Consider the following 22252-nt stretch of genomic DNA (forward strand, 5'->3'; position numbering starts at 1 on the left):
AGTCAGTTGCCAACGCCGAGGGGCTTGGGGAACCGCGCGAGCGACCACCCTGTGCGGATGGCCCTGCACGTTCGGCGAATCACCTGCGTGGGTGGCTTGTCGCGCAGTTCCCCGCGCCCCTGACGAACTACCGCAGTCCCTCGGCCAGGACCTTTTCGGTGGCGGAGGTCACCGCGGCCAGCGTGGCGCCGGTCAGCGGGCCGCGGGGCGCGCGGCAGGGGCCGCCGTAGCGGCCGGCGAGGTCCATGGAGAGCTTGATGGCCTGGACGAACTCGGTCTTGGAGTCCCAGCGCAGCAGCGGGTGCAGCGCGCGGTAGCGCGGGACCGCCGTGGCCACGTCGCCCGCCACCGCCGCGTGGTACAGCTCCGCGCAGGCGCGCGGCAGCGCGTTGGGGTAGCCCGCGATCCAGCCGACCGCGCCGGCCAGCGCCAGCTCCAGCAGGACGTCGTCCGCGCCGATCAGCAGGTCCAGGCCGGGGGCCTGCTCCGCGATCTCGTAGGCACGGCGGACGTCACCGCTGAACTCCTTCACCGCGACGATGCTCCCGGCCGCGTGCAGCTCCGCGAGCAGCGACGGGAGCAGGTCGACACGGGTGTCGTGCGGGTTGTTGTAGGCCACCACCGGCAGGCCGGCCCCGGCCACCTCCGCGTAGTGCGCCAGCACCGCGTCGCGGTCGGCGCGGTACGCGTTCGGCGGGAGCTGCAGGACGGAGCCGGCCCCGGCCTCCGCCGCCTGCTCGGCCCAGCGGCGCGACTCCGCGCTGCCGTACGCGGCGGTGCCCGCCATGACCCGGCTGCCGTCGCCGGCGGCCTCGACCGCGACCCTGACGACCTGGGCGCGCTCCTGCTCGGTCAGCGTCTGGTACTCGCCGAGCGAGCCGTTGGGGACGACGCCGTCGCAGCCGTTGTCGAGGAGGAAGCGGACGTGCCGCGCGTAACTGTCGTAGTCGACCGAACCGTCCTCGTGGAACGGCAGTGCGGTGGCGACCATGATGCCGTGCCAGGGGGCCCGGCGGTCAGGGGTGGTGACGGCGGCGGTCATCGGGGAGCTCCTTGTGGGCGCGGTTCTGCAGGGGACTCGGCCAGCAGGCCGAGCGGGACGGGGAAGGCCAGGGGCCTGGTCGGGGCGCCGTCGTCGGCGGCGCCGCACAGGCGGGAGACGGCGGGGCCGCACATGCGCGCCTGGCACCAGCCCATGCCGGCGCGGGTCAGCAGCTTGACGGTCCGCTGGTCGCCCGCGCCGAGCTCGGTGACGGCTTCGCGGATCTCCGCCGCGGTCACCTCCTCGCAGCGGCAGACCTCGGTGGCGTCGTCGAGCCACTCCTGCCAGCCGGGGCCGGGGGCGTGCCGGACGGACATCAGCTCCGCGAAGGCGCGCAGCCGGGCGCGGCTGCGCAGCAGGGCCGGCGCGGATCCGGGCGGTTCGCCCGCGATCGCGCGGCCGGCCAGCTCGCCCTCGGCCAGCGCGAGCTGGACGCCGCCGACGCCGGTGCTCTCGCCCGCGGCCCAGAGGCCGGGGACGCTGGTGCGCTGCTGTTCGTCGACGTCGAGGGCGGCGCTGCCGTCGGGCATCCGCACGGTCCGGCAGCCGAGTTCGAGCGGCAGCTCCAGCTGCGGCACCAGGCCGTGGCCGACCGCGACCGAGTCGCAGGCGACCCGCCTTTCGGTGCCGGGCAGCGGACGCCAGTCGGCGTCGAGGCGGGCGAGGGTGACGGCCTCGACCCGCTCGTCGCCGTGGGCGGCGACGACGGCCGTGCGCGGGCGCAGCCGCACGCCGTGGCGCAGCAGCACCGCGCCGTGCTGCGCTCCTTCGAGCAGCTTGCCCGGATTGGCGGCCAGGGTGCGGGCACCGCGGGCGTAGCCGAGATATCCGGCCGCCTCGGCCACCAGTGGGACCCGTCCGCCGGCCGTGACCAGGGACGACGCGACGGCGAGCAGCAGCGGTCCGCTGCCGGCGACCACGGTCCTGCGGCCTGGCAGCACCAGGCCGGACTTGAGCATCGCCTGTGCTCCGCCCGCCCCGACGACGCCGGGCAGCGTCCAGCCGGGGAACGGCAGTTGCCGTTCGTGCGCGCCGGTGGCGAAGAGGACCTGACGGGCGGTGAGCGTGCGCGCCTGCCGCTGGTCGGGGCCGGTGAGGGCGTGCACCCGCCACCGTGCGTCCGGCTCGGCGGTGACGGACCAGACGTGGTGGTCGGCGAGGTGCCGGACCGGTCCGAGTCGCCGGGCGAGCCGCTCGAAGGCGGCCCAGCCGTGGTGCAGGGCCTGCGGCCGTCCGGCGCCGAGTGCTGCGGCCGGCTGCCGGTAGAACTGGCCGCCGGGCCGTGGCGCGCTGTCCAGCAGCACGACGCGCAGCCCGCGCTCGGCCGCGGCCACCGCCCCCGCCAGCCCGGCCGGTCCCGCGCCGATGACGGCCAGGCCGAAGGGAGCCTGGTGCCCGGGCTCAGTCGAGGTCGGCATGACCGTCGCCTCTCTGCGTGCGGACCTGCGCGTCCGGGCGGGCCGGCGCGAGGCAGGTGCGGACGTTGGGAACTCCGTCGAGTTCGACCAGGCAGTCGAAGCAGGCGCCCATGCCGCAGAACGCGCCGCGCGGTCGGCCGCCCCTGCGGGTGGTCCGCCAGGCCAGGCGGTCGGCCTGCCAGAGTGCGGCGGCGAGGGTCTGACCGGGCAGCGCGGCCACGGGTTCGCCGTCGAAGCTGAACGCGAACCCCGGCTCGGGCCGGGCCCGGACCAGGTCGAGCGGGTTGCGCCTCACGGCTGCTCCTCGGGGTGGATGTCGGCGAAACGGGCGGGGTCGAAGGGAGCGGGGTCCATGAAGGGACTCTCCCCGCGGACCAGCTGGGCGATCAGCAGGCCCGTCGCGGGCGCCAGGCCGATGCCCGCGCCCTCGTGGCCGCAGGCGTGCAGCAGCCAGGGGCGTTCCGGGTCCGCGCCGATGGCGGGCAGGTGGTCGGGAAGGTAGGGGCGGAAGCCCCGGTAGGCGCGCATGACCCGGACCCCGGCGAGGGCGGGGACCAGTTCCGCCGCCTGCGCGGCGAGGCGCGCCAGCACCGGCACGGAGAGGGAGCGGTCGAAGCCGACGCGTTCGCGGCTCGCCCCGATCAGTACCGGCCCGGCGGCCGTTCCCTCGACCACACCCGAACTCTGCAGGTCGGCCGAGCCGCTGGCAACGTCCGCCACGTAGTCGGCGGCGTAGACCTTGTGGCGGATCAACGGCGGCAGCGGCTCGGTCACCAGGACGAAGCCGCGCCGCGGCAGGACCGGCAGGCGCGCCCCCGCCAGCGCGGCGATCTCTCCGCCCCAGGTCCCGGCGGCGTTGACGACCGCGGCGCAGTGCAGCGTGCCGCGCCCGTCCGTCTCGACCCTGCCCTTGGCGAGGCGGGTGACGGCGGTGCCGGTGAGCAGTTCGACCCGGCCGGTGGCCCGCGCCGCCCGCAGCAGGGTCGCTGCCGCGAGGGCGGGTTGGACCTGGGCGTCCTGCGGATAGTGGACGCCTCCGGCGAAGTCCGGCGCGAGATGGGGTTCCAGCTCGCGCAGGGCGTCGGCGGGGACGGCCAGGGCCTCGACCCCGGCCTCCCGCTGACGCGTCGCCAGTCCCTGGAGGGCACCCAGGGACCGGAGATCCTTGGCGACGACCAGGCCGCCCTTGGGCTCGTACTCGAGCGCCCGGTCGCCGAGCTCGTCGGCGAGCCGACGCCAGAGCCGCCCGCTCGCCAGGGCCAGGTCCAGTTCGGGACCCGGCTCCTTGTCCGAGACGAGCAGGTTCCCCTCCCCGGCTCCGGTCGTCCCCCCGACGACCGGCCCCCGGTCGACGACGGCGACCCGCGCGCCACCGGCGGCGAGCGCGTGGGCGCAGGCCGCGCCGATCATGCCGGCGCCGATGACGACAACGTCGAAGTGAGGGGTTCTTGCCACATCAGTACTATGTCACACAGCATTGCCGAGAGGCAATGACCCCCGCGTCGAGGGTGATCCTCCATCGTCGGCGAGCGCGAGGAACCGCGCGAGCGACCGCCCTGCGCGGATACCCCCGCACGACGAGGACCACCTGCTCGCCGTAAGGCGGCACGCCCGCCGAGGGCCGGGGGAAGGTCGCACCGCCCCTCACGCCCCTGACGGGGGGAAGCCGCGCCGTCCGCGCGCCGACGGTCCGCTCAGGACGCCGCCGGCCGGCCGACGTGCTGGTAGCTCTCGCCGTCGAAGGCCCACTCCCAGCCCACCTCGCCGCGGCGTTCGCAGACGCCGGAGAGGGTGACCACGCCCGGCAGGTTCAGTGCGTGGCCGACGCAGAGCACCTCGCAGAGCAGATCCAGGTCCTCCTCCTCGATCCGCAGCACCCCGTCGGCCTCAAGCCGCAGGTCGGCCCAGGCCGTCACCGGCTCTTCCGGGGCGAACAGGCCGCACACCGCCGTGAACGCACCCTCCTCCGCGGTGAGCAGGAAGTCGCGCAGGGCCTCGGCGCCCCTGGCGTAGGCGACGGACAGCAGCGGCTCGGGAAAGGCTCCGGTCAGCGCGGCTTCCGCGGTCTCGGCCAGCATCCGGTCCAGCTGCCTGCGGACCCGGCCGCGCTCGTGGGCGCGCTCGACGCGGAGCAGGAACTCCGGCACCGGCTCCCCGTCCCAGCGGACCCAGTCCTCCTCGGCCGCCGGGTCCGCCGTGTAGGCGAGGTGGCTGTCGCCGTCCTCGGGGGCGAGGCCCTCCCGCTCGCAGTACTCCTCGAAGTCCTCGGGCGAGAACGCCCGGCCGTGCACCTCCACCCCGTCCCGGCCGAGACCGGCCAGCAGCGACTCCACATCGGTCAGGTAGTCGCCGTAGGCGGTGTAGCTCGTCGCGCCGTCGCGGCGCAGCCGCTCGAAGTCGGAGCGGTTGGTGACCACGCCCAGCATCGTGGGCACCTGCGGCCGCTGCGGGCAGCCGCCGCTCCGGGGCGTGATCACCCGGACCGGACGGCAGCCGGTCTGACGCGGGTCGACCGGGCGGGGGCTGCGGGGACGAGCGTGCTTGGCCATGGGAGCCTCCGGAACTGACGGACTGAGCAGTGGATCACTGCTCCTCGTCCTCCCCGCCCCCGAGAGCCTCAAGCGCACCCTGTGTAACAGACCTGTCACTGCACGTGACGCAGGGTGAGCGACGAAAACGCCCTCCCACTCCCCGAAGGGAAGTGGGAGGGCGCAGCCGTCTCGGCCCCGGACGCGCCGTCAGTCGCGCGGAGCGCGCAGCGAGGGCTTCAGCTCCATCAGCCGGGCCAGCAGCCCGTTGACGAAGTTCGGGGACTCGTCCGTGGAGAAGTCCTTCGCGATCTCGACGAACTCGTCCAGGACGACGGGGTCGGGGACCTCGTCCTCCCAGATCAGCTCGTAGGCGCCGAGACGCAGGACGTTGCGGTCCACGATCGGCATCCGGTCGAGCGTCCAGCCCACCGCGTAGGTGGAGATGAGGTCGTCGATCCGGGCGGCGTAGCGGCCGTACCCCTCGACGAGCTGAATCGTGTAGTCGTTGACCTGCGGCACGCCCTCTTCGCGGGTGTGCGCGCGCGCCACCCACTCGGCGAGGACCACCTTGGGCATGACGCCCCGGTGGTCGGCCTCGAAGAGGATCTGGAAGGCCCGGGTACGGGCCTTGTTACGCGCGGTGGCCACGGTTAGGAGTTCACCCGGCCGAGGTAGTCGCCGGTGCGGGTGTCGACCTTGATCTTCTCGCCCTGGTTGATGAAGAGCGGAACCGAGACCTCGGCGCCGGTCTCCAGGCGCGCCGGCTTGGTGCCGCCGGTGGAGCGGTCGCCCTGCAGGCCCGGCTCGGTGAACTCGATGACCAGCTCGACGGCGGCCGGGAGCTCGACGTAGAGGGGGGCGCCGTCGTGGACGGCGACGAGGGCGTCGAAGCCCTCCAGCAGGAACTTGGAGGCGTCGCCGACGACCGAGGGGTCGACGTGCGTCTGCTCGTAGGTGTCCATGTCCATGAACACGAACTGCTCGCCGTCCTTGTAGGAGAACTGCATCGTGCGCTTGTCGACGTTGGCCGTCTCGACCTTCACGCCGGCGTTGAAGGTCTTGTCGACGACCTTGCCGGACAGCACGTGCTTGAGCTTGGTGCGCACGAAGGCCGGGCCCTTGCCGGGCTTCACGTGCTGGAACTCGACGACGGACCACAGCTGGTCGTTGTCGAGCTTGAGCACCATGCCGTTCTTGAGGTCGTTGGTGGAAGCCACAGTCGCCCTAACTTCTGGATTTCGCTTTGTCAGCTTGTCAAGGAACCAAGTCGCGTGTCCTGCGGCCTCCGGGGCTCGATCTCGGACGAGATCGGATCCCGGAAATCACAGGGCGAGGAGCTCCTTGGTCGTGATGGTGAGCAGCTCGGGCCCTCCGTCCTCGGAAGGACGGACGACGAGCGTGTCCTCGATCCGGACCCCGCCGCGACCCGGGAGCGTCACTCCCAGTCCGACAGTGACCGGCACACGGTTCTCAATCTTACCGAACTCCCCGGGCCAGAGTTCCAACGCCCCCGGGCGCGGCTCCTCCTCGACATCCAGACCGACTCCGTGGCCCACTCCTTCGGGCAGCAGTTCGGGTTGACCGCCCGCCTCCAGCACGCGGCGCGCGGCCCGCGCGCAGTCGTCGAGCGAGCCGCCGAGCACCAGCGCCTCACGCGCGGCGCGCTGGCCGGCGAAGACGAGGCCGTGCAGCTCGATCTGCCACTCCTGCGGCGCGAGGCCGACGACGAAGGTCCGGGCGGCGGAGGCGCGGTAACCCCGGTAGCAGGCGCCGAGCGAGACGGTGAGGAAGTCGCCCTCCTCGACCCGGCGGTCCCCGGGCAGGTGCCGGGCCCGCCCGGCGTGGTCCCCGGCGCCGACCCGGACCGGGAAGGCGGGCCCGTCGGCCCCGTGGTCGATCATGCGCCGCTCCAGCTCCATCGCGAGATGGCGCTCGCTGCGGCCGACCAGGATCGACTCCAGCAGCTCGCCGAGGGCCTGGTCGGCGATCTCCCCCGCGATCCGCAGGCAGGCGATCTCCTGCTCGTCCTTGACGACCCTGAGCTGCTCGACCGCATGGTGCAGATCGTGCAGCTCGCACTCGGCCACCTCCGCGACGGCGCGGTGGCGGGCGACGGTGAGGTCGTGCTCCTCCACCCCGAGCACGCCGGCCCCCGCGTTGGCGGCGACGGCCACCGCCGGATCCGTTCCCGGCGGCACCAGCAGTTCCTCGAGCCCCTCGTCGCGATCCCTGGCCGGATGCTCGACGGCGACCACGGCCCGGTCCCGCCCGAGCAGAAGCGCGTGCGCGCCGACCGCTCCGGTGAGCCACCGCACGTTCGCCGGCGCGGTCACCAACGCGGCGTCCACCCCGGCGCCACTGCAGCGCTCACGCAGCCGCTCACGCCTCTCCCGAAACACGTCACCCATGCTCCGAGGCTAAGCGCGCCGAAGCGCCCCCGCTCGGCGGAGGCGCTTCGGTCGAACTAGGCACTTCGGGTGGACGTCTCAGCCGGGACCCGCCTTGGCCTCTTCCACGGACCAGGACGAACCTGGCCCGACGGACAGGATCCGGCCACTCGGCATCCAAAGCATCCAGGATGCGAGGGGGTCCGTCGACTGCGGCCGCGAGAAAAGCGGGAAGACGTGAACACCGAGGCTCTCGAACTCGAAAACGGTCTCGAGTCCGGGCGGCTGCACGTCCACGGCCGTCAGTACGCGTCCCTCCAGCATCTGGGCTGCCGACTCCAACGAGGCACGAGGATCCTCGGAGCCCGCGATAACACCATTCGCTCCGTCCAGCCGCCAGGCGGCCATGGAGACCCACAGATGCCACTCGCCGAAGACGACCCCGTCCGCATACGGCGTCGTCGGGCCCCCGAACTCGAGGGACAGATTGCTCCCCACGCCGACCCGCACGTTCCACGCCGGCCGGCCGAGCAAGGGCCCGACCAGATCGTTGATCGCTTCGATGTCCGCGTTCATCGGAGTGCCCTCCTCACCGACCATGCAGCCCCCGGACCAGCGCAGAACATGAAGCCCGTCGGAAGCCGGAGGCTCCAGTAGACGGAGTCTTCGTCATCGGACCCGGAGAAGGCCGGAAAGATCCGAAGATCAACATCTGCGAGACGGAACGTCGTATCCATGCTCAACGGGCGAACATCCACAGATGTCAGCCGTTTCCCCCGGAGTACCTGAACGTCCGCCAACAGACCTTCCGGAGCATCCTGCGAGGCCGCCAGCACGGCCTGGCGGCCGTCAAGCCGCCAGGCGATGCTGTAGACACCGAGCCAACAAGGGCGCGTCGATGCGCCGTCGGTGAAATCCACGCGAAGTGAACCCGCCTCGGAGAGCCTGACGCCACTGACTTCACGACCGACCAGAGGGTCGAGCGCTCGTTGCAGTGCCGTGACGTCCCGGCTCTCCTCGACCTTCACGAATCGCGTCACTCACAGCCCTTTCCGAGCTCGCTCCGCGCGATGTCGGTGATCTCGCTCTTGTCCAGATTACCGTTGCCGTCCATCCCGTCCTTCATGGTGTTGTGGACACGACGGGCCTCGTCCTTGTTCGTGACGCCGCCCTGCTTCATCGCCCACTTTCCGGCCTTGTTCGCTGCCGTGTTGTTTCCGTGCCGGGCCTTCTCGAAGCTCGAGGCATCGTCGCCCCATTCGTCGTACTCGGCGTACGGGTCGTCCTCATCGTCCCCGGTGTCCCACCACGCGTCCCCGCCACTGTTGTGCACGAGGATCGGCAAATCACCTGCCAGGACGTAGTACGTGTGCAACTCCGCGACCGTCAGGTCGTAGGTCACAGCCGTACCGTGGTAGTTGCGCACACCGACCACGGACGCCGTCGAACCGTCGGGCTCGCGGAGCAGGGTTCCCTTCGCCAGCTCGCTGGCGTTGGTCCAACGGTGCAGGCTCGCGTTCCAGAACGGGTGGTGCCATGTGGTGGTGAGCTGCGCCGTGGCCGGCGGTGCGTGGGCCCCATGGGTCGAGGAACGCAGGGAGAGCTCGGTGAACTCACGGTCGGTCTTGGTGACGATCTGCCGGACCACGACCTCCGACCGGCTGATGCCGGTCTGAGGGTCCGTGGCCAGCACGACATCCCCGGAGTGCACCGTCGCAATGGCCTTCACGGTGCCGTCAGCCATCAGCACCGGGGTGCTCGCCACGAAGCTGTGGATGGAGCAACTGGGCCCGTCCCCACCTCCCCGCGACTTGGCCGCGTCTGCTGCGGCGTTCTCAGCCTTGGTCTCGGCCGCAAGTGCCGCATCAGCCGCAGCGGCCTCACCGCGTACCGCCTCAGCGGCGCCTTCGGCCGCCTTCGCCACGTCCTCCGCGCCTCGGATGACCTCTTCGGCGCGGTCGATCATCTTCCAGACCTTGAAGGCTTCGACGCCCACCTTCACAGCCTTGAAGATCTTCCCCCAGGGGACGAAGGTCAGTGCGGTGCTGATGCACCCCATGACGTCGCCCTTGGTGAAGCAGTTCACCGCATCAGTGACCCCGATGAGGTCACCGACCAGGCTGATGATCTGGTGGACCAGACCTTCCTTGTGCGACTTGGCCGCAGCCAGTGCTGCCTGAGCCGTGGCAGCGGCGCGAGCCTTCGCCTCAGCCTCGGCTTCCTGCTGCTGAAGCGCGACCTCCTGTGCCGTGGTCTTGCACCACGAGGCGTAGTCGGAGCCGCAGCGGTGCTGCCCGGGGTGATCCTGCTGCTCCTGGAGGTTCTTGCGTTGGGCTGCGACCCAGTTGCGCAGGCACGCACCGTCGCAGTCGGCAGGCCGGGTGCCGGTCGGGTCGGACTTGGTGACCGGGCTGTCGTCCGCGTAGCTGTAGGCGTTCCACTGCTGTGGGTCACCCTGAACAATCAGCGGATCGGGCGAGAGGAACTTGCCGGTGCTCGGGTCGTACTCCCGGGCGCCAAGATTGGTCAGCCCTGTGGTCTCGTCCTGCTGGCCGCCCACATAGCCCTTGTTGCCCATCCAGGCTGACGGCGCGGTGCGGTCCTGCCCGTACGGGGTGAACGAACGCCGATTGACCGTCGCAGTGTTGCTTGCGCTGATCTGAATGGTGTTCGTGCCTTGCTGGTTGGGAACGGTGTAGAAGACCTGCCCGGTGCTGTCGTGCACCGCGACAAGCGATCCGCCGAGCCCGACGTACCGCAGGCCGACGGCTGTGGTCTGGCCCTTCTGGAGCGTTAGCTCCTCGTCACCGACGTAGAGGACCGTCGCCTGGTCGTCCTGGCGGACCAGCAGTTGCCCGTTGGCGTCGTACCGGTAGTTGCTTGTCTCCGTCGCGGAACCCGTCGTCGACAGTGAGGCGAGCTTGCCCGTCGCGTCGTACGTCAGGGTGTCCGTGGTCGTCGCGGAGTTGGTTCGGCTGGTGGTGTTGCCGGCAGCGTCGTACCCGTAGGTGATGGTCGAGCCGGCGATCGGGCCTGCCGCGTTGCTGCTGCCGGCCTGGACGAGTCCGTGGACCGGCTTGCCGGACTGGGTGCCGGTGGCTGTGTTGCCAGTGCCGCCGACCGGCTGGTAGGCGGTCGTGACATCGTTGGCGGTGTTGCCCGCGACGTCGTGGTTGACCTGAGTGAGCCGATTTCCCTGCTCGTCGTAGGTCCACGACTGCCAGTACGGGTTCGGACCGCCGACGCTCGGCGAGTTGCCCGCGGTCGGGGTCGACGCGCACGCGTCCGTCGCCGTCCAGGCGGAGGTGAGGCGCTGGAGGAAGTCGTAGCCGAAGCACTGGGTGTCGGTGACCGCCTGGGCGCTGCCCGGGTTCTGCTTGTCGGTGATGGAGGTGATCAGCCCGGAACCCGCCGAGACAGTCCCGTCGGCGTTCGAGTATCCGTAGGTGGTGTCGTCGGCGAGGGTGCCGCCGTTGCCGGTGACGACCTGTGCCTCGGTCAGGCGCTGAGTCTGCTCGTCATAGCTCAACCCGAGCTGCGCGAAGTTGGTGGTCGGACCGTAGGTGAGGCGGGTCGCGTTGCCGAAGTCGTCGTAGGCGACGTTGTCGACGTAGTCCCAGGACGTGGACGAGGCACCGGTCGGGTGGCCGTACGCGTCGTAGGAGTAGTTGATCGTCTCACCCGGCAGGTTGACGTTCGTGTTGGTCGTGCTGTCCTGGCTGGACGCCACCGTGCCGGTGTAGTTGTAGGTGACCGACGTGGAGTACGTCCCCGCGAGGTTGCCCTCCCCGGCCGGGATGGTGACCGCAGTCCCACGCGGCCAGCCGTGGGTGTCGTACGCGGAGACGGCTTCGGTGTAGGCGTTGGCGCCGCTGTTGTAGTAGCTCGTCGAGGAAGACAGATATCCCTTCTTCAGCGAGTCGTACTTCCACGAGGCCAGCTCGTTGGTCGCGCTCTCCGTACTGGTGGTGCTGGTGTCGTACTGCGCGGTCTTACGCCCCAACTCGTCGTACGTGTAGCTGAGCTGCTTGCCCCGGGCGTCCGTGGCCGTCTTCAGCAGGCCGGCGTTGTCGTACGTGAAGCTGGTCGTTCCCGAATCCGGGTCGCTCGAGCTGGTCTTCTGGCCCAACAGGTTGTAGCCCGTGGACCAGGTGTGCGATGGGATGGTCGCCCCGACCGTGGTCGTCGCCGTGTCCTGCTGCCCGACCTGCCGGTCCGACGCGTCGTAGGAGTACTGCGTGACGAGCGGGTTGTTCGGGTCGGTCGGCTTGTACTGAAGCAGCTTGACGGTGTGTCCACGAGCGTCCGTGTAAGTCGCCGTCTTGGTACCGCCGTTGGGCGGAATGACGACAGTCTCGTCCTCACCCGGGTAGGCGACCGTGCTGCGCCAGGTCTCGGTACCGGCGTGGTAAGAGATAGTGGCCAGGGTGCGACCGTCACCGTCGTACTCGTAGCCCGTCGACGAAGGGACGGTGTCGTCCGGGGCCGCGACCAGGGTCGAGTTCGGCGCGCTGTTGTTGTAGTAGGGCGCGTCCGTCTTGATCGGCCAGCCGTGGGAGTCGTAGACGGTGTCCGTGATGTCGCGGCCACCGTCGACGGTGCTGCTCTGCGTCTCCCGCTGGCGCAGCAGGGAGTCGTAGAGGGCGATGCTGGTGGTGTAGCTGCCGTTGTCCAGCAGGTCCTGGGTCGTCACCGTGGAGATCCCGGTGTTGCTCAGGTCGTAGCTGTACTTGGTGTTGGGCTGGTTCGGGTTCGCGGTCTGCGAGAAGCCCGGGTCCCAGACGCCGGTGAGACGGCCCATCGGGTCGTAGGTGCTGCTGGTGACGTACCCGGCGGCGTCAGTGGTCGACAGGGTCTCGCCGCGAGTGGGATCCATCACCGAGGTCGCCGCGAAGCCGGACAGCTGGCCGGTGACCTTGGGCGAGGTCACGACGACCTTCGTCGGCGCGGCGCCGGTCGTCGGCGTGTACGCCGTCGTGGTGACGCGGCTGTCGCCGTCCGTCGAGGTGAGCTCGCGGCCGTACTGGTCGTAGGTGGCCTGGAGCGCGGTGACCGAGCTGGTCGGGTTGCCGCTGGAGTCGACGACCGCGGTCTTGACGACCTTGGTGACGTCGCCCGTGGTCGGGACCGCCGTGGTGGTGGTCGCGCCGTCGTAGTAGACCTGCTCGTCGGCGACGAGGTTGTCCGGGTACTTCGGGGTGACCGAACAGGCGACGGAGACCGTCGTGGTCCGCGACGGCATCGGCAGCCAGGCGCCCGACGCGTCCTTCATGTACGTCGTACGGGTGCAGCGGTCGTCCGACGTGGTCGACGTGTCGCCGTGGTCGTCGACCGCCGTCGGCAGGCCACTGGCGTTGTCGAAGGTGGTGTCGGTCTCGGTGGTGCGGCTGCCCGTCGAGGTGGTCTGCGTGGTACGGACCCGGTCCGAGTTGATCTGCTGCGCGGTCAGCGGGTCCAGGCCGGCGGCGGTGCGGGACTGGGTGGCGGTGACCGGGCCGAGCCACGGGTCGGTGACGGTGTCGGCCAGCAGCGAGCCGCCGTCGCCGTTGTAGGCGAGCGTCTCGAAGGCGACGCCGGCCAGGGCGTTGACGTCCTTCTGGGGGTCGTCCTTGGCGGTGTCGTTCAGCGTGATGCTGCGCGTGCCGGTGGCCGTCTTGTCGCCGTCCATGCCGCGGAAGTAGATCGCGCGGTTGAAGGTGATCGGGTCGTTGCCGCCGGGCGTGCCGGTGCGGGTGTCGACCTCGCCGAAGCCGCGGAACTGGTTCCAGGTGCGGTACTTGGCCTGGGTGCCCGGGTCGTCGGCGTAGTGCCAGGCGGTCGGGCCCACGTAGCTGTAGTCGGTCTCGACGCTGGGGCTCTTGGTCGCGGTGTCCTGCTCGGTGACCGAGGAGACGACGTACTTGTTGAACCAGTCCTTGATCGGAGAGGTCAGGCCCGGCGGCGTCCAGTAGGCCGGGTAGCACAGCATGCCGTTGCTGTCGTCCGACGACGGCAGGACCGGAGTGCTGCCGTTGTCACAGGCGGCGATCGTGGGTGTGGTGTCGGCGTAGTTGACCTGGATCAGGTCGCCGCTCTCGGTGCTGATCTGGTAGATGCGACCGCGGGTGATCGGCAGATAGCCCGCCAGGGAGGGCACCCGGTTCGCCATCATGCGCGGCGTGAAGGTGATCGGCGGGGTCGAGGCGGTGCCGCCGACCTGGCCGGTGCGGGTGACGCTGCTCAGCCACAGCGACGGCGAGGTGTCGTCGCCCGTGGAGGGGAAGCTGTAGTTCAGCGCCCAGGAGTCGACGTTGGAGTAGGCGGTGCCGACCAGGACCTGGGTCCGGATGCCGGTCAGCTCCTTGGTGGTCCAGAACGACGGCCCGTGGTTGTTGCAGGTGCCGGTCGACGCACAGTTCTGGTCGTAGGGGACGTCCGGCCAGTGCGAGGCGGTGGTGGAGCTGAGCGTCGCGCCGGCGCAGGTGAATCCGGTGGGGTTGCAGCGCTCCGAGACGTCGTAGAAGACCTTGCCGGCGGCAGGCTGGGTGGTGTCGTACGTGTGCCCGGCGCGCTGGCCGTACTCGACGTGGTCGAGGTAACCGCCGCGGACGTAGGAGACGGGCGTGGTGGCGTTGTCGGCGCCGTAGTAGTTGGCCTCCGTCTTGTACCAGTAGCTCATGGAGTCCTGGTGACGGTCGACCACGTAGTCGAGGTTCCAGCGCCAGGCCGTCGCGCAGGAGGACGCCGCGAAGGTCGAGGCGTGGCAGGGCTCACCCGTGTCGTTGCCGTAGACCGGCACGGTCCACACCGAGTTGGTGGTGGCGTTGCCGCTCGCGTAGCCGGGGAGCTGGTTCAGGCCGAAGTAGTAGCTGGTGCCGCCGGTGGTGATCACCCAGTACTGGTGGGCGTGATCGGTGTTGACGGTGTCCGTCTTGAGCGAGACGGTCTCGCCGTTGTCGTTCTGCGGTCGCCAGGCGCCGGTGGCGTCGTCGTGGACCAGCGTGGTCGACGTGCCGTTCAGCGACAGCGTGACCGAGTCGGCCGCGTCGGACCAGCACTCGTCGCCCGTCTTGGGAGTGTTGTTGGTCGAGTTGGAGTCCTGCGAGCAGGACACGTAGCTGCGCTCGATGTAGTTCTGCGAGTCCGACCAGCCGTCGCCGACCCAGGAGGCCTGCGGGGAGTCGGCCGCTGTGCGGCCGTCGATGGACTGCGAGTCGTAGCCCAGGCTGACCGTCGGGGCCAGCCCGCCGGGGACCTCGGGGATCGAGACGTTGTAGGACCAGTTGAAGGAACCGGCCCCGGAGCCGCCGGACCACTGGCCCTGCGGAGCCAGCGAGGTGGCCGCGAACGAGCCGCCGCTCCCGGTCTCCGAGGAGGTCGCGGCCAGCACCGTCATCGGCTGCACGGCAGCGCTGCGGGCGGCCAGCTGGACCTGGGCGGTCACCTGGTTGCCCGCACCGGAGTTGGTGGAGGTCGCCAGGGGGGTCTGGGTGCGGCACTTGGCCAGCGCCGGGGTGGTCAGGGCGCAGGCGGGCAGCTGGACCAGGCGCAGCCGGGAGCCCCAGTCCGCACCGTAGGCGTTGCGGAAGGCGCTGTAGTCCAGGGAGACGCGCGCGGTGCGGGCGCCGGCGGTCAGGTCGGTGCGCTGCAGGCCGAAGACGACGCCGCGCAGGGCGAGCTTGGCGCTGGTGCTCTGCGGCGCCATGGAGACCTTGGCGGTCAGCGCGCCAGTGGCGGGGTGCGGGGCGGACTTCGCCGCGGCCCCCGACGCGCGCGGGGCGGTCGGCGCCGTCACGCTGAGCGTGACCGGCAGGCCGCCGGCCTTGGCGGCGGCCCGGGGCGGGTCGCGGCGGCGAGTGCCGCGGTACCGTCGGCCGCGGCCGGGAGGGCGGTCTTCAGTCTCGTTCTCCGCCGGCGGCAACGGCCCGCTGGTGACCATGGGCGGCGGCAACGGTCCGGCGCTGTCGCTGAGTTGGCCCACCGCACTGCCCAAGCCCACCGTCACCGGCTCGAGCGTCAGTTACGCCGACGTCATCCCCGGCGTGGACCTGCGGATGAGCGCGACCACCATCGGCGGCTTCACCCAGACGCTGATCGTCAAAACCCCGGCCGCCGCGGCCGACCCGGCGCTGGCCCAGCTCAAGCTGGCCGCCCACGGCGCCGGGCTCTCCCTCCACGACGACGGCCACGGCAACCTGAGGGCGGTCACCCGGAGCGGAGCGGTGGCCTTCCAGGCTCCCGCCCCGGTCATGTGGGACAGCAGCACGAACGCCGTCCCCACCGCCCCGGCCAACACCCTGGGCCGCAGCGCCGCCGCGCTCTCCGGTGTCTCCGGAGCCTCCGTCCACCCCGCTGCCCCGGTCGCGTCCACCGCGAACGGCCCCGGCACCGGCGCCCAGGTGGCGCGCGTCGCCGACACCGTCTCCGGCTCGACCATCCTGCTGGCGCCGGACAAGCACCTGCTGACCGGAGCCGGCGTCCACTTCCCGCTGTACATCGACCCGACCTGGACCGCGATCTGGAAGACGGGCGCCAAGCAGCACTTCGTCGAGGTCCAGGCCGGCTGCCCGACCGCGGCCAACGAGGACTCGACCACCTACGGTGATCCCGGCGTCGGTGACAACACCTTCTCCGGCTGCGTCGGGGTGGAGCGCTCCTACTTCCAGGTCGGCATCCCGAGCCAGGTCCACGGCGCCCAGCACATCGTCACGGCCTACGTGAGCCTCAAGGAGAGCTACTCGGCCAGCTGCAGCGCCTCCTCCAACGTCAACGTCTACGCGGCCAAGAGCGCGATCGGCGGGGGGACGGACTGGAACAACAAGCCCGCCCTCGGCAACTCCTTCGGAACCCACAGCTACGGTCCCGCGTGCTCGAGTGAGCCGAGCATCAACTTCACGCTCGACTCGACCACGCAGAAGACGCTGAGCAGCGCGAGCACGCTGACCTTCGCGGTCACGAACGGCAACGAGAGCTCCGGGACCTACTTCAAGCGCTTCGCCAACAACCCGACCATCTCCGTCGAGTACAACCACTACCCGAACGCGCCCGGCAGCCTCGACGCCAAGGCCGGGAGCACCGACCTGGGCTGCGACACGGCCTCGCCGTACCCGCTGCTCGGCAAGACGGACTCCGTCACGCCGCCCACGATGTACACCAAGGTCACCGACCCCGACGCCGACGACATGGCCGCCACCTTCACCTACTGGGTCGACGGGAGCACCACCAAGAACACGGTCACCTCGGCCAACACCTCGAGCGGCCTGACCGCCCAGGGGACCATGAAGTCCGGCTTCGTCTCCGGGCTCGCGGACGGGACCGTCGTCGACTGGCAGGTCACCGGGCTGACCGACGGTGAGGACAGCGTCTCCAGTTCCACGGTCTGCCACTTCACGGCCTACCCGAACACCCCGGTGCCGACCCTGACGCCGAAGAGCGTCGGGACGACCGAGCACACCACGGCGACCTTCACCGCCAAGACCGACGCGGCGGACAAGGCCCTCAAGTTCGTCTACGGCCTCGACATCGCCCCGTCGACCAGCAACCCGCCGGCCAGCCAGACCATCAACGTCACCGACGGCACCGGTGCTCACGACATCACCGTGACGCCGTCCGGCCCCGGCACCCACAAGCTCTACGTGGACGCCTACGACGCGGCGGGCAACCGCGCCTCCACCAGCACGCAGTTCACCGTGCAGGGCGCTCCGGGCCAGACCTACTCCTCGTTCCAGGCCGCGCTGAACAACACCAGCGTCTCCCCGGACAGCACCCACACAGCGGGTGACTTCGACGGCAGCGGCAACACGATCTCGCTGACCGATCTCCGCAACGCCGGCTGGGCCCCCTCCTCGGGCACCACGGGCAACACCGTCACCGTGGACGGCGCGCAGTTCACCCTGCCCAACTTCAACACCTCGGGCGCGTCCGACAACGTGCTCGCCGACAACCAGACCATCCAGTTCCCGGCGAACTCCGGCCCCGACGGCAACAGCACCGGCCAGTCCCTGGTGGTCCTGGCGACCGGCACCTACGCCGAGGCCAGCAGCGCGGTCGACAGCCCCACCCCCGAGACGGTGCCCTACGTGCCGCCGGGCACGGACGTCGTCGGCACCGACTGCACCCTGGGCAACAACGCCTACCAGGACTGCTCGGCGCCGAGCGGCACGGTCAACTACACGGACCCCACCGTCGGCTCCAACGGCTCCGAGCCCTACCGGATGCTCACCCCCGACTGGGTCTACGGCTCCAGCACCCTGGCTTCGCTGATCCTGCCGCACCGCAACTACGCCGCCGGCACGCAGCAGACGACGCCCGTCGGCATCTACGCCTTCGCGATCCGTCTGGAGCCGGGCAAGACCGTCTCCTCCATCACGCTGCCCGACGTCGCCGGGCCGGTGAACGGCGTCAGCGGCCGTCCGCTGTCGGGCATGCCGGCCATGCACATCTTCGGCATCGCCTTCCGTGACACCACCACCGCCCCCGGCGGCACGCAGTGGACCGGCGCCTGGGCCTCGCCGAGCGAGAGCCACTACAAGTTCACCGGCAACGTCGACTACACCAACCTGACGGTCCGCACGGCCGCCACCCCGAGTGTCACCGGCGGCACGGTGCGGCTCCGCCTGTCGAACGCTCTCGGCACCGCGCCGGTGACGCTGAACCACGTCACCGTCGCGACCCAGTCGACTGGACCGACCCCGACCGGCGCTCCGCAGGACGTCAGCTTCACCAATGTCCCCGGCGGCGGAAAGAGCGTCACCATACCGGCGGGCAGCGACGTCTACAGCGACCCGCTGACCTTCGGCGCGACCGCCGGCCACGCGTTGCTGATCAGCTACTCGCTCACCGACGCGACGCTCGACGGCCACATCTACTCGTCGGCCACCAGCTGGATTACCGCCCCAGCCACGACGAGCGCGGCCGGCGACCACACGGCCGACACCACCGCCACGGCGTTCACCGGGACCGGAAGCACCACAGGCGACTTCACCAATGTCCTGGCCGGTGTCGACGTGGTCGGCAGCACGCCGGGCCTGGGCACCGTGGCCGTACTCGGCGACAACATCAACACTCCGTACGCCACCGGCACCAAGGCGCTCCACGGGGCGCCGCACCTCGCGACGGGCCTCGTCGCGGCCCTGGCCGCGCAGACCACCGTGCCCGACTACGGCGTCGTCGACCTCGGCGTCCCCGGCAACCGGCTGGACACCGACCTGAGCGGGAACCCCGGCCGGGCGGCGCTCACCCGTCTCGACCGGGACGTGCTGGCCGAGCCCGGCATCCAGAACGTCGTCGTCGCCCAGGGTCTGAACGACGTGCTGGCGGGTGAGAGCGAGCAGCAGATCATCCAGAGCTACAACACGCTCTCCGGCGAGCTCAGCACCTGGGGCGTCAGGACCGTCTTCACCACCATGACCCCCTGCTACGGGCTGGCCGCCTGCACCACGGCGCTCGACGCGACGCGGGTCGACCTGAACTCGCAGATGATGAGCGACTGGACCGACGTCGCGAGTCCCTACCGGATCATGGCCGTGGACACGGATGCCGTCGTGGCGGGAATGGACCCCACCAGCACCTACGAGGTCCTCAGCACCGCCGGCTTCCAGGCGCTGCCGAGCGCGTTCACGAGTCTGCCGGACCTGACCGTGCTGGGCCCGATCTCCTGATCGAGCCCGCCCCGCGCCGGGGTGTGTCTGCCGGAAGGCAGGCACACCCCGGCGTTCTGCGCCCCACCACTCGAACACATGGAGAATCCGAACATGAGGCGTTCCCTGCGCACCGTCGCCGTCCTGGCCCTCCTCGGCGCCTTCCAGCTCCTTGCCGGGCTGCTGCTCGGCGCCCTGGTCTGGCTGCTCGTGGCGCTCGCCGTCCATCGCGGCACCTGGGTTCCCACCTTCGGGATGATCAAGCTGGCCGGGTTCACCGTGCTGCTCGCCGTCGGGCTGTTCCGCGTCGGGGCGTCAGAAGACGCTCCGCAGGAGGCGGCGGCCGGACCGCCGGACCGTGGTTGCGGCACGCCGCCGGCACCCCTGCTGCTGCGCAGTCGCGCGCGCTTCACCGCGATCCTGGCCGCGACACCGCCCCCGGACCAGGGCATCGCGGCCGCCACCGCCTCCGCACTGCGGCGCTGTCACGCCCGCGTCTTCCTGCGCGCCACGCGCGCCATGGCCGCGGAGCTCGAGAACCAGGCGGCCGGTTCCTAGGCCGCGGCAGACCGCAGCGGCCCTCCTCGGAGGGTGTTGCCCGCCGACGACGGTTTCTGGTCGCCGGTCAGCGCGTGTGTGCGGCGAAGGGGCCGTCGTCCTCGAAGACGTGGCGCGCGAAGTTCTCGGCGATGCGGCGGTGGCCCGCCGGGTCGGGGTGGACCTCGTCGGGGAGCGGGAGTTCGGCGAAGTCCCGTGCGCCGTACAGCTTCCGACCGTCGAGGTGGTGCAGGTGCGGGTCCTCGGCCGCCCGCTCGGCGACGATCCGGGCGAGCGCGTCGCGGACGACGTTCAGCGTCAGGCGCCCGGCGGCACGTTCGGCGGGATCGCCGGTCGCCCTGAAGCGCAGCACCCCGTCGGTGAAGTCGGGCGCCAGCGGGCCTGGGGTGTCCTCCTGCACCGGACACAGCAGGGGCGACACGACCAGCAGCGGCGTCGTCGGGTGACCCTCGCGGAGGGTGTCGAGGAAGCCGTGCACGGCCGGGACGAAGGCGCGCAGGCGCATCGCGTCGGTGTTGACGAGGTTGATTCCGATCTTGACGCTGATCAGGTCCGCGGGGGTGTCCCGCATCGCCCGCGCGGTGAAGGGGTCGAGCAGAGCGCTGCCGCCGAACCCGAGGTTGAGCAGTTCCACGCCGCCTCTGGCCGCGGCCAGGGCCGGCCAGGTCGCGGTCGGACGGTCGGCGTTCGACCCGTGGCTGATCGAACTCCCGTGGTGCAGCCAGACGCTGCGGCCGCGGTCAGGCACCGGTCCGACCGGTGCGTCGGTGCGCAGGGCGACCAACTCGGTGATCTCGGTGTGCGGCAGCCAGATCTCGACGTCCTTGTCACGGGCGGGCAGCCCGGTGAACCGGGCGGTGCCGACCGGCCCCTCGCGCAGTTCGGAGGCCTGGGTGAGCAGGTCCGTGATGATCCTGACGTTGCCGCCCGGCACCGTCGCCCCGGCGGTGAGGCGCCCGTCGACCAGGAGGTCGTAGACCCCGTCGGCCGGGGCGGGCAGGCCCTGGTGGACCCGCTTGGTCGGCACGGTGTCCAGTTCGACCACGGTGGCCCGGGTCCGGAACACCAGCCGCACGCCGGAGGGTTGGGCCTCGGCCGTGGCCAGCTGGGCGTCGGGGATCTGCCGGCGCGCCCGGGCGGGCAGCCGATGCGGCATCAGGCCGCGGGCGGTCGGCTCCAGGTCGAGAAAGCCGCGGAGCAGGTCCGCGGTGACGGGGGTGCTGATCCAGTCGTGCTCGGTGTCCATCGCCTCAGCCTCTCGCTGCGGTGCCGCGCTCGCGCAGCAGGATGTCGAGGGAGTCGACGACCCAGCGCCAGGACTCCTGCGGGTCGACGGCGGTGTGGCTGAAGCCGCCCGCCGCCTCCAGGCTCACGTAGCCGTGGAAGACGCTGCCCAGCATCCGCACCGCGTGGGTCTGGTCGGGCTCCTCCAGGTCGTAGCCGCGCAGGATCGCGCGGGTCATCTGCGCGTGCCGTACGCCGGCACTGGCGGCGGCCGTCTCCGGGTCGAGCCTGAACCTGGCGGCCTCGTAGCGACCGGGGTGGTCCCTGGCGTAGTCGCGGTAGGCGTCCGCGAACGCGGCGAGCGCGTCCTTGCCGGCCCGGCCGGCCAGTGCGGAGGCGACCCGGTCGGCGAGCTCCTCCAGCGCGAACAGCGCGATCCTGGTCTTCAGCTCATGGGAGCTCTTCAGGTGCGAGTAGAGACTCGCGACCTTCACGTCGAAGCGCCTGGCCAGCGCCGAGACGGTCACCTGGTCGAACCCGACCTCGTCCGCCAGCTCGGCCCCCGCCCGCGTCAGACGCTCCGGGGTCAGTCCCGCTCGTACCATCACCTTGCTCCCCTCTGGCGACATCCATTATGCATTTGCCTAATGGCTTTAGGCAAATGGCAAGAGGGTACTCAAGAGGGTGCTCAGGGCGGCGCCACGAACCGCGGTCCGTGGCACCTGAGCGGGTGGGCAGGGCGGCTAACGGCCGACGGCGCGGGCCTGTCGCAGGACCTGGTCCAGGGCGGCGGCCGTCGCGGGGACGTCGAGCCGCGAGTTGTCGATGATCGGCAGACCCGAGCCGTACCAGCCGGACATGCGGCTGTGGATCTCGGCGACCTGGTCGTCGGGAAGCCGGCGGTGCCCGCTGCGCAGCGCGTTGCGGGAGAGGACCACGTCCAGGCCCGGCAACAGGATCACCGGGATCACCTGGGGGCCGATGTGCCGCTTCCAACCGCCCAGGCCGACGGCCGGGCGGTCGGGGAACACCGCGTCGTCGATCACGCAGGAGATGCCGTTGGCCAGGTAGTTGCGGGCGGCGAAACCGCAGGTGCGCCGGGCCAGGCGGTACTGCGCCTCGGCCTGGTCGCTCCAGCCTGCCTGCGGGTTGGCGAAGCCGGAGCGGACCCACTCGCGCACGTCGTCGAGGCTGATGTGGGCGGTGGTCGTCGGTTGCCGGTCGGCCCAGTACCGCGCGACGGAGGTCTTGCCCGCGCCCGCCGGGCCGATCAGCAGGACCGCGACCGGCCCGCCGGACGGGGCGGCAGGCTGCGGGTACGCGGGCGGAGTGGGCATGACGAAGTGTCCCGTCGTCTGGTCGCCCCGCGCCGCGGACTCGGGGACGGCGCGCAGCCCCATCGTCGCCCTCGGCGGACCCGAGGCCGGAGGCGGCGGCAGGCTGCCGGAGTAGTACCCGTGGCTCTCTGACATCC

At 71.1% G+C, this 22252-nt stretch carries 16 protein-coding genes; 2 read left to right on the plus strand and 14 right to left on the minus strand.

All coding sequences use genetic code 11. The annotated features are described in order from the left end of the window. Nucleotides 1-127 precede the first annotated feature (127 nt). The 11 genes from BS83_RS29230 to BS83_RS29280 form a co-directional block, all read right to left on the minus strand. Entirely contained in the window at nt 128-1042 is a 915-nt protein-coding gene (locus BS83_RS29230) for a dihydrodipicolinate synthase family protein (RefSeq protein WP_037606455.1), read from the minus strand. Beyond that, nucleotides 1039-2460: an FAD/NAD(P)-dependent oxidoreductase gene (locus tag BS83_RS29235; RefSeq protein WP_037606456.1), complete on the minus strand. Its 1422-nt coding sequence runs from the start codon at nt 2458-2460 to the stop codon at nt 1039-1041. The genes BS83_RS29230 and BS83_RS29235 overlap by 4 nt, the downstream gene beginning before the upstream one ends. Continuing rightward, nucleotides 2444-2755, minus strand: a complete 312-nt coding sequence (locus BS83_RS29240) for a (2Fe-2S)-binding protein (protein WP_037606457.1) — start codon at nt 2753-2755, stop codon at nt 2444-2446. Before BS83_RS29240 ends, BS83_RS29235 begins: the two co-directional genes overlap by 17 nt. Beyond that, the gene (locus BS83_RS29245; RefSeq protein WP_037606458.1) at nt 2752-3915 is read right to left on the minus strand and encodes an NAD(P)/FAD-dependent oxidoreductase; all 1164 of its coding nucleotides are present in this window, start codon (nt 3913-3915) and stop codon (nt 2752-2754) included. The genes BS83_RS29240 and BS83_RS29245 overlap by 4 nt, the downstream gene beginning before the upstream one ends. A 239-nt stretch (nt 3916-4154) precedes the next feature. Then, nucleotides 4155-5009, minus strand: coding sequence for a hypothetical protein (locus BS83_RS29250; protein ID WP_037606459.1), 855 nt, complete (start codon nt 5007-5009; stop codon nt 4155-4157). 189 nt (nt 5010-5198) lie between these two features. Then, a complete protein-coding gene (gene nusB, locus BS83_RS29255) occupies nt 5199-5639 on the minus strand; it encodes a transcription antitermination factor NusB (RefSeq protein WP_037606460.1) in 441 nt (146 codons plus the stop codon). A 2-nt stretch (nt 5640-5641) separates the two neighbouring features. Beyond that, on the minus strand, nt 5642-6208 hold the full coding sequence (gene efp, locus BS83_RS29260) for an elongation factor P (RefSeq protein ID WP_037606461.1): 567 nt from the start codon (nt 6206-6208) through the stop codon (nt 5642-5644). Between the two features lie 105 nt (nt 6209-6313). Further along, the gene (locus BS83_RS29265) at nt 6314-7399 is read right to left on the minus strand and encodes a M24 family metallopeptidase (RefSeq protein ID WP_037606463.1); all 1086 of its coding nucleotides are present in this window, start codon (nt 7397-7399) and stop codon (nt 6314-6316) included. A 78-nt stretch (nt 7400-7477) separates the two neighbouring features. Continuing rightward, entirely contained in the window at nt 7478-7954 is a 477-nt protein-coding gene (locus BS83_RS29270; RefSeq protein WP_037606464.1) for a hypothetical protein, read from the minus strand. Further along, nucleotides 7951-8406, minus strand: coding sequence for a hypothetical protein (locus BS83_RS29275; RefSeq protein WP_157597359.1), 456 nt, complete (start codon nt 8404-8406; stop codon nt 7951-7953). Before BS83_RS29275 ends, BS83_RS29270 begins: the two co-directional genes overlap by 4 nt. An 8-nt stretch (nt 8407-8414) precedes the next feature. Continuing rightward, entirely contained in the window at nt 8415-15362 is a 6948-nt protein-coding gene (locus BS83_RS29280) for an RHS repeat-associated core domain-containing protein (RefSeq protein WP_157597360.1), read from the minus strand. Between BS83_RS29280 and BS83_RS29285 the strand changes: the two genes are divergently transcribed. Both BS83_RS29285 and BS83_RS29290 read left to right on the plus strand, forming a co-directional pair. Then, nucleotides 15289-19017, plus strand: coding sequence for an SGNH/GDSL hydrolase family protein (locus BS83_RS29285; protein ID WP_157597361.1), 3729 nt, complete (start codon nt 15289-15291; stop codon nt 19015-19017). The genes BS83_RS29280 and BS83_RS29285 overlap by 74 nt on opposite strands. Before the next feature lie 93 nt (nt 19018-19110). Continuing rightward, nucleotides 19111-19554 carry a hypothetical protein gene (locus BS83_RS29290; protein WP_037606466.1) on the plus strand — a complete coding sequence of 148 codons (444 nt, stop codon included), beginning with the start codon at nt 19111-19113 and terminating at the stop codon, nt 19552-19554. Nucleotides 19555-19621: 67 nt separating this feature from the next. Here BS83_RS29290 and BS83_RS29295 read toward each other — a convergent pair whose 3' ends face one another. The 3 genes from BS83_RS29295 to BS83_RS29305 all read right to left on the minus strand — a co-directional run bounded on the left by BS83_RS29295 (nt 19622) and on the right by BS83_RS29305 (nt 22250). Continuing rightward, complete coding sequence (locus BS83_RS29295; RefSeq protein WP_037606467.1) at nt 19622-20800, minus strand: GDSL-type esterase/lipase family protein; 1179 nt, start codon at nt 20798-20800, stop codon at nt 19622-19624. 4 nt (nt 20801-20804) lie between these two features. Further along, nucleotides 20805-21383, minus strand: a complete 579-nt coding sequence (locus BS83_RS29300; protein WP_037606468.1) for a TetR/AcrR family transcriptional regulator — start codon at nt 21381-21383, stop codon at nt 20805-20807. Between the two features lie 138 nt (nt 21384-21521). After that, nucleotides 21522-22250: an AAA family ATPase gene (locus tag BS83_RS29305; RefSeq protein WP_084714290.1), complete on the minus strand. Its 729-nt coding sequence runs from the start codon at nt 22248-22250 to the stop codon at nt 21522-21524. Between the last annotated feature and the right edge of the window lie 2 nt (nt 22251-22252).

The organism is Streptacidiphilus rugosus AM-16 (assembly GCF_000744655.1).
Taxonomy (GTDB): domain Bacteria; phylum Actinomycetota; class Actinomycetes; order Streptomycetales; family Streptomycetaceae; genus Streptacidiphilus; species Streptacidiphilus rugosus.

What these genes read in the sequence shown, in the direction of transcription:
- BS83_RS29290 (WP_037606466.1), top strand. Translation starts at nt 19,111, where the DNA reads ATGAGGCGTTCCCTGCGCACCGTCGCCGTCCTGGCCCTCCTCGGCGCC.
- BS83_RS29250 (WP_037606459.1), bottom strand. Translation starts at nt 5,009, where the DNA reads ATGGCCAAGCACGCTCGTCCCCGCAGCCCCCGCCCGGTCGACCCGCGT.
- BS83_RS29265 (WP_037606463.1), bottom strand. Translation starts at nt 7,399, where the DNA reads ATGGGTGACGTGTTTCGGGAGAGGCGTGAGCGGCTGCGTGAGCGCTGC.
- BS83_RS29295 (WP_037606467.1), bottom strand. Translation starts at nt 20,800, where the DNA reads ATGGACACCGAGCACGACTGGATCAGCACCCCCGTCACCGCGGACCTG.
- BS83_RS29270 (WP_037606464.1), bottom strand. Translation starts at nt 7,954, where the DNA reads ATGAACGCGGACATCGAAGCGATCAACGATCTGGTCGGGCCCTTGCTC.
- BS83_RS29300 (WP_037606468.1), bottom strand. Translation starts at nt 21,383, where the DNA reads ATGGTACGAGCGGGACTGACCCCGGAGCGTCTGACGCGGGCGGGGGCC.
- BS83_RS29235 (WP_037606456.1), bottom strand. Translation starts at nt 2,460, where the DNA reads ATGCCGACCTCGACTGAGCCCGGGCACCAGGCTCCCTTCGGCCTGGCC.
- BS83_RS29230 (WP_037606455.1), bottom strand. Translation starts at nt 1,042, where the DNA reads ATGACCGCCGCCGTCACCACCCCTGACCGCCGGGCCCCCTGGCACGGC.
- BS83_RS29305 (WP_084714290.1), bottom strand. Translation starts at nt 22,250, where the DNA reads ATGTCAGAGAGCCACGGGTACTACTCCGGCAGCCTGCCGCCGCCTCCG.